The following is a 6,568-nucleotide window of genomic DNA, read 5'->3' as shown; positions in this document are numbered from 1 at the left end:
TGTTGGTGAGGCTCGCGGCCTTCCGAAGATAAAGTGGGCATGTGCCCAGTCATAGTGGGCACATGCCCACTCGTCAAGGGGGATCCACTGTGCCGACAGGTGTGGCGATGCGCGACGCGCGCAGACAACTGTTCGACGCCGCCGAGCGCGTCCTGCTCCGGGACGGGCCGAGCGCACTGACCAGCCGGGCGGTGACCACAGAGGCGGGCTGCGCCAAGGGCGTCCTGCACCGGCACTTCGCCGACTTCGACGACTTCCTCGCCGAGCTGGTGCGCGACCGTCTCGCCCGGCTCGACGAACGGGCCGCCGCCCTGCGCGAGTCCGCCGGGACCGGCACCGTCGCCGGCCACCTCACCGCCGCACTGACGGACCTGTTCGATCACGTCGCCGTGGCGATCGTCGGCCTCGTCGTCTCCCGCGACGAACTGCGCGCCCGGCTGCGCCGGACCACGCCGGCCGGTGTCCCGCTCCTGACGGAGGCCGCGGCCATGATCGCCGCCTACCTCACCGCCGAGCGCGACCGCGGCCGCATCGCGGCGGACGCCGACGTCGACACGCTCGCCCCCACGCTGATCGGGACCGCCCATCTGCTCTTCGCCGACCGCCAGGGCACCCCGCCGGACGCCGGAGCCGTCCACAAGGCCGTGACCACGGTCCTCGACGGGGTCACCACGCATGGCTGACGAGTGCTTCGGGCATCCACGGCTCGCCGCGATCCACGACGCGCTGGACCCCGACCGGAGCGATCTCGACGCGTACGTCCGCATGGCCGAGGAGTTCGGGGCCCGCCGGGTGCTGGACATCGGCTGCGGGACGGGAGTGTTCGCCCTCCTCCTGGCCGATCGCGGGATCGAGGTCGTCGGCGTCGACCCTGCCGGGGCGTCCATCGATGTGGCCGAGGCCAAGCCGGGCAGTGAACGGGTGCGCTGGATCCGCGGTGACGCCACGGCACTCCCGCCGCTGCACGTCGACCTGGCGACCATGACGGCGAACGTCGCCCAGGCCATCGTCGATGCGGGGGCCTGGCAGGAGACCCTGCGCAGGGCGTACGCGTCCCTGCGGCCGGGCGGGCGGCTGGTGTTCGAGACCCGGGATCCGGCCGGGCGCGCCTGGGAGGAGTGGAACCGGGAGCGCTCGTACCGGGTGACGGAGATCCCGGGCGTCGGCGCGGTCGAGAGCTGGGTGCGGGTGACCGACGTGACCGGGCCGCTGGTGACGTTCCGGTGGACCTACGTCTTCGCGGCGGACGGGCAGGTGCTGACGTCGGACTCGACGGTGCGCTTCCGCGAGCGGGAGGAGACCGAGGCGGATCTGATCGCGCGGGGGTATGTGATCGACGACGTGCGCGGGGCTCCCGACCGTCCGGGCCGGGAGCTCGTCTTCCTCGCGCGGCGCCCGGCGGCGGGCTGAGCGCTCAGCCGCCCACCTTCGCCAGCACCAGCCCCTCCGCGTCCGCCGGCCCCTCCGCCACGAGGCCGCCGTCCGGGCCCCAGATCGCGCTGAGGCCGCAGGCGTCGTAGGGGCCCGCGGGCCCCACGTGGTTGGCGAGGAGGACGGGGAGGGCGTTGTCCTTGGCCAGCGAGGGGAAGACCGTCATGCGCTCCTCGGCGCCGCCGGTCCGGCCGTAGAGGGAGGACGCCAGGTAGGCGTGGCAGCCGTCGGCGGCCGCGCGGGTGGCCAGGGCGGGGAAGTGGGCGTCGTAGCAGATGGCGAGGGCGAGGGTCAGGCCGTCCAGGGTGAAGCGGCCGTCCTGCGTGCCGGGGGCGAAGCCGTGGGCCTGCTCGGTGGCCGTGACGTGCTGCTTGTCGTAGCGGGTGAGCAGGGCGCCGTCCGGGCCGTAGACGTACGAGCTGATCGTGGGGCCCGCCGGGGCGCGGCCCGGGCAGTTGACCACCGCGGCGACCGCCGACGTGCGGCACGCCTCGCGTATCGGGGTCAGCCGGGCGTCGTCCGGCGCCAGGGTGAGGCGCTCGGGGTCGGCCTGGACGGCGGGGAGTTCGTAGCCGGTGACGGCCAGCTCCGGGAAGACGACGAGCGAGGCGCCCCGCTCGCCGGCCTCCGTGACGAACCCGGCCATGCGGGCGACGTTGGCGTCGACGTCGCACGGCCGGGACGTGAACTGCGCTGCTGCGATGATCATGCCGCCATCATGACGGCCGGGCCGCCGTCAGGGCCACTTCCAGGATCGACCGTATCTGCGCGGTGATCGCCTGCCGGTTCTGAACGAAGGCGGGGTCCGTGATCTGCCCGGTGGCCGGGTCCGTGTTGCCCTCGCCGAACTCGAGCACCGGCGTGTGCAGATGCCCGCCGGGCACCCGCAGCCCGACGGCGTCGCGCAGCAGCGTCGCCCGGTAGGCGATCTCGTTGGAGAGGTAGTCGCCCCCGCCACCCGCGCGGGCCGTGGAGCCCGGCGTGGGGCCGTCCGGGCGGTGGATCTCGTCCGTGCCGCCGGCCGGGATCTCGGTGACGGACGTGTTGTCGTGCACCGGGTACGGGCCGGTGGCCGCCGCCGTGATCGCGGCGTACGGCAGCGTGGTGGAGGTCCACTGCGGCTGCGGGCGCACGGTCGGCACGTCCGCCGGAATGGGCACGGTCTCGGTGCGCGAGTCGTTCACGTTGTCCGGGTAGCCGCCGCGCCAGGCGCCGTTGGTGCGCTCGACGTCGAAGCGGCCGGGCCGGCCCTGGCTGATGGTGGTGAAGAGGTCCACCCGGCGGGGGCCGGTCCGGAAGTACGGCAGCAGGGTGCGCTCGACCGTGCCGTCCGCGAAGTCCGCCCAGCGCACCGGGAAGACGACGGCCTCGATCCGGGCCGGGCCGGCCGGGGTGTCGACCGTCGTGCCGTCCAGGGCGAGCGCCGCCGCGCCCGAGGGGTTGGAGCGGCGGGCGTCGGAGTCGAGCTGGAACGGGTCGAAGCCGGTGATCAGGACGCGCTTGACCGTGGAACCCGCCGGCAGGTTCACCGAGTCCTGGCCGCGCGAGCCCCGCTCCACCGCCGCCACCAGCGCCGCGCGCCGCCGCTCGGACAGCGGGAACGCCGGCTGCCACTCGTGCAGGGCCCGCGTCATGCCGAGCCGTGCCCAGTACAGCGGGCGGTCGTCGTCGCGGCTGAGGTCCCCGCCCGCCGGGCCGCGCCCCTGGGCCCGGTCGACCGCCCGCCGCCACAGCCGGCGGCCGCTGTCGGCGGCGAGCCGTTCGGCCTGGGCGCAGTCGCGGGTGGCGGTCAGGGCGCGGGCGAAGCCGGGTGCGACGTCGGCCATGCCGCCGCGGCGCAGGATCTCCTGCGGTACGGGTCCGGTCAGCCGCTCCTCCTCGGCGGTGAGCGGGGCGGCGGCACGCGGGGCGGCGTGCGCGGGAGCGGACAGGGCGAGCGGGGCGCAGGCGAGCAGAGCGGCGCCCAGGGTCAGTGAGGCTCTGGTAACGGGTCTCATGAGGCGGAAGGTAATCACCGTGCGGGCATGGGCGGTAGGGGACCGGCAACTCACTCTCACCAGCGATGAGTTCCGGACACAATGGCTGACATGCGAATAGCCGAGCACATCGCAGCGCCGCTGTTCGATCCCGGCAGTGGCCAAGGAGTCCGTCAGTTCGCCGAGTTGGGGATAGCCCTGTTGCTGTCCGCGCTCATCGGCCTGGAACGCGAGCGACAGCAGAAGAGCGCCGGTCTGCGCACCCACACCCTGGTCGGGGTGGGCACCGCCCTGTTCATGGAGGTGTCGATCCACGGCTTCGGCGCGGTCGGCGCGCTGGGCGACGCCCGGCTGGACCCCTCCCGGGTCGCCGCGCAGATCGTCTCCGGGATCGGGTTCATCGGCGGCGGCCTCATCTTCGTCCGCCGCGACTCCGTGCGCGGTCTGACCACCGCCGCCACCATCTGGCTGACCTGCGCCGTCGGCATGGCCTGCGGCGGCGGGCTGCCGCTGCTGGGCGGCGCCGCGACCCTGGTGCACTTCCTCGTCGTGCGCGGCTTTCCGAAGGTGACCCGCCGGATGTCCACGGCCCACGTCATCGAGCAGGTCGAGCTGCGACTGTCCTACCGGGCGCGCCGGGGAGTGCTGCCGCGGGTGCTGGAGCTGTGCACCAGGAGCGGCTTCCGCGTGACGGACGTACAGATCGATTCACTCGCGCGGCCCGACGCGGGCAGGCCCAAGGAGGCGGGCGTGGTGCTCACCCTGGAGGGCCGGGGGCCGGCCCACCCGCTCGCGGAGGAGCTGGCCGACTGGGACAGCATCCTCGGCGTCGGCCTGCGCACGGACCGCGACTCCGCCGACTGACCGTCAACCCCCGTCAGGGCCGGTTTGCAAACCGGTGCGGGTCTTCCGCTACGGTGCCTGCGGGGAGGCGGGAACACCTGACGATTCCCGCCTCCCCGCACACGTCTTCCCGTGCACGGCCGGCCGGGGTCACGCGTTGGGCCGCTCGGACGTGATCGTCCGGTAGGCCATGTCGGCCAGCTCCTTCTGGCCCAGCTTGCTGGGGTGGAACCAGTCCCACTGGCTCAATTCACGGCCGGTGAAGGCGTAGTCGTTGACCGCGCCGTCGTAGCGGCACAGCTCGTCCCGGGCGCAGACGTCCTTCAGCACCGCGTTGTACTCGCCGACCCGCTTGTCGACCAGGGCGCGCCGCTCGACGGCCGCCGTGTCCACCGCGTCGGCGTCGCCGAGCATCGAAGGGCAGACGCCCAGCTTCCAGACCTGCTTGCCGACCGGGTCCTTGCGCCCCTCGGACCACAGCCGCATCAGGTTCGGCACGGCGGCCACGTACACCTGCGTCTTGGGCAGGGCCTGGCGGAGCTCCTTCATCGAGGTCTCGAAGTCCGCGCGGAAGGTGTCGACCGGGGTCATGTCGGCCACGTTCTTGCGGCAGGCGTCGTTGGCCCCGAGCAGGATCGTCACCAGCTGCGGACGGTTCGCGACGGCGGTGCGCATCTGGTCCGGCAGGTCGGCCATGCGGGCGCCCGTCCGGGCGAGGTTCCAGCTGCCGGTGGCGGGGGAGGGCAGCAGCCGGCGGGCGAGGCTGTCGACCTCGCTGCCGGTGGCCCAGGAGACCTCCGGGCAGTCGGAGAGCACGGAGCAGGCGTCGAAACCGCGGGTGATGGAGTCGCCGAGGGAGGCGATCGAGGCCGGCCGGGTGTTCCAGGCGGGGCGCGGGGCGGGTTTCGGCGCGGCCTGCCGCGGCTTCTGCGCCGTCGCCTTCGGCTCGCCGCCGTCGTCGCAGGCGGAGAGGAGCAGCGCCGGGAGCACCGCGCAGAGTACCGCCGGAGCGGCCCGCCGGGGGCCGGTTCGCCTTCGGTCCCTGGTCGTGCGCATCGTTGCCTTCCCCCTCCGGCCGAGTGAATCTGTTCCGGTCCGACGGTACGTCACCCTGTCGGCCCCGGCGCACGGTAGCTTTTCCCCGGGGCAGTTGGGCGGGAGCCCGGTATGCGCGCCCTCCGGCAGCACCGCATCACAACACGTCACATCCTGTCCCATTTCAGGAGAATTGCCCCCGATGGTGTTTACTATTGGTAACCTCGTGACCTGGTGCGGGAGTGGCCATTGGGGCAGAATGTCTACGGCTGTCCCGGGCGGGACCGGTACGGACGCGAGGCCGCTGGGGAAGGCGAACCTCGAACCGCACTGGAGGTCCCGGTGACGACACGTGGAGTCCTGTACGTGCACTCCGCACCGCGCGCGCTGTGCCCGCACGTCGAGTGGGCGGTGGCGGGCGTCCTCGGCGTGCGCGTCACGCTCGACTGGGTCCGGCAGCCGGCCGCCCCCGACACCTGGCGTGCCGAGTTCTCCTGGCAGGGCCAGCCCGGCACCGCCTCGCGGCTCGCCTCCGCCCTGCGCGGCTGGCACCTGCTCCGCTTCGAGGTCGCGGCCGAGCCCAGCGCCACCGCCGAGGGCGAGCGCTACAGCTCGACCCCGGACCTCGGCATCTTCCACGCGGTGACCGGCATCCACGGCGACATCCTCGTCCCCGAGGACCGGCTGCGCGCGGCGCTCGCCCGTGCCCGCAGGGGCGAGACGGACCTCCAGACGGAGATCGACAAACTTCTCGGCAAGCCGTGGGACGACGAACTGGAGCCCTTCCGCTACGCGGGGGAGGGGGCGCCGGTGAGGTGGCTGCACCAGGTCGTCTGACGACGTCCTGGCGGGGACTCCGCGGCGTGCGGCGGTTCGGCACCGCCGGGCCGCGCCGTCGTGGTCGCTGCGGTGCCGAGCGCTGCGCTCGGCGTGCGGGGTGCGGGGTGCGGCGTGAGAAGAGGGCGGCCGAGTGCGATGCTCCGGCGCGGTCGGGTCCTTTCCGGTGCTCCAGCGCCTAGCGTGAGTCCATGTCCCGTATTCCCGCCTCCCCGACCGTCGCCGTGCTCGGTACCGGCATCATGGGTGCGCCCATGGCGCGTAATCTCGCTCGCGCCGGGCTGCCCGTGCGGGCCTGGAACCGTACCGGGGCCAAGGCCGAGCCGCTCGCCGGTGACGGCGTCGCCGTCAGCGGCACGCCCGCCGAGGCCGTCGACGGCGTAGTCCCGCTCGGCAGCCCGGACAAGGCCGCCGTCCACCTCGCCTGGGCCGTGCTCGGCGGCAGG

The 6,568-nt window shown here is 73.6% G+C and carries 8 protein-coding genes; 5 read left to right on the top strand and 3 right to left on the bottom strand.

What is annotated here, in order from left to right; translation table 11 throughout:
• Positions 1-89 precede the first annotated feature (89 nt).
• The gene (locus tag AB0K09_RS27795) at positions 90-683 is read left to right on the top strand and encodes a TetR/AcrR family transcriptional regulator (protein ID WP_366068162.1); all 594 of its coding nucleotides are present in this window, start codon (positions 90-92) and stop codon (positions 681-683) included.
• Positions 676-1,410: a class I SAM-dependent methyltransferase gene (locus AB0K09_RS27790; RefSeq protein WP_366068161.1), complete on the top strand. Its 735-nt coding sequence runs from the start codon at positions 676-678 to the stop codon at positions 1,408-1,410. The genes AB0K09_RS27795 and AB0K09_RS27790 overlap by 8 nt, the downstream gene beginning before the upstream one ends.
• A gap of 4 nt (positions 1,411-1,414) precedes the next feature.
• On the opposite strand, the gene AB0K09_RS27785 is transcribed toward AB0K09_RS27790, so the two are convergent.
• Positions 1,415-2,140, bottom strand: coding sequence for a carbon-nitrogen hydrolase family protein (locus AB0K09_RS27785; protein WP_366068160.1), 726 nt, complete (start codon positions 2,138-2,140; stop codon positions 1,415-1,417).
• Positions 2,141-2,147: 7 nt separating this feature from the next.
• A complete protein-coding gene (locus AB0K09_RS27780; protein ID WP_366068159.1) occupies positions 2,148-3,428 on the bottom strand; it encodes a pyroglutamyl peptidase in 1,281 nt (426 codons plus the stop codon).
• Between the two features lie 90 nt (positions 3,429-3,518).
• Here AB0K09_RS27780 and AB0K09_RS27775 point away from each other — a divergent pair, with 90 nt between their 5' ends.
• Positions 3,519-4,271 (top strand): MgtC/SapB family protein, encoded by a 753-nt coding sequence (locus AB0K09_RS27775; protein WP_366068158.1) that lies wholly within the window; start codon positions 3,519-3,521, stop codon positions 4,269-4,271.
• A 129-nt stretch (positions 4,272-4,400) separates the two neighbouring features.
• Here AB0K09_RS27775 and AB0K09_RS27770 read toward each other — a convergent pair whose 3' ends face one another.
• The gene (locus AB0K09_RS27770; protein WP_366068157.1) at positions 4,401-5,306 is read right to left on the bottom strand and encodes an SGNH/GDSL hydrolase family protein; all 906 of its coding nucleotides are present in this window, start codon (positions 5,304-5,306) and stop codon (positions 4,401-4,403) included.
• A 321-nt stretch (positions 5,307-5,627) separates the two neighbouring features.
• Between AB0K09_RS27770 and AB0K09_RS27765 the strand changes: the two genes are divergently transcribed.
• Together AB0K09_RS27765 and AB0K09_RS27760 are read left to right on the top strand one after the other, a co-directional pair.
• Positions 5,628-6,122: a DUF3145 domain-containing protein gene (locus tag AB0K09_RS27765; protein ID WP_366068155.1), complete on the top strand. Its 495-nt coding sequence runs from the start codon at positions 5,628-5,630 to the stop codon at positions 6,120-6,122.
• Positions 6,123-6,313: 191 nt separating this feature from the next.
• Positions 6,314-6,568, top strand: a 255-nt coding sequence (locus AB0K09_RS27760; RefSeq protein ID WP_366068154.1) for an NAD(P)-binding domain-containing protein, incomplete at its 3' end; no start/stop codon positions are given.

Origin of the sequence: Streptomyces sp. NPDC049577, assembly GCF_040675635.1 — a bacterium.
Taxonomy (GTDB): Bacteria; Actinomycetota; Actinomycetes; order Streptomycetales; family Streptomycetaceae; genus Streptomyces.
Note: the sequence above shows the minus strand (reverse complement) of the source record. Positions and strands in the feature narration are given on the sequence as shown.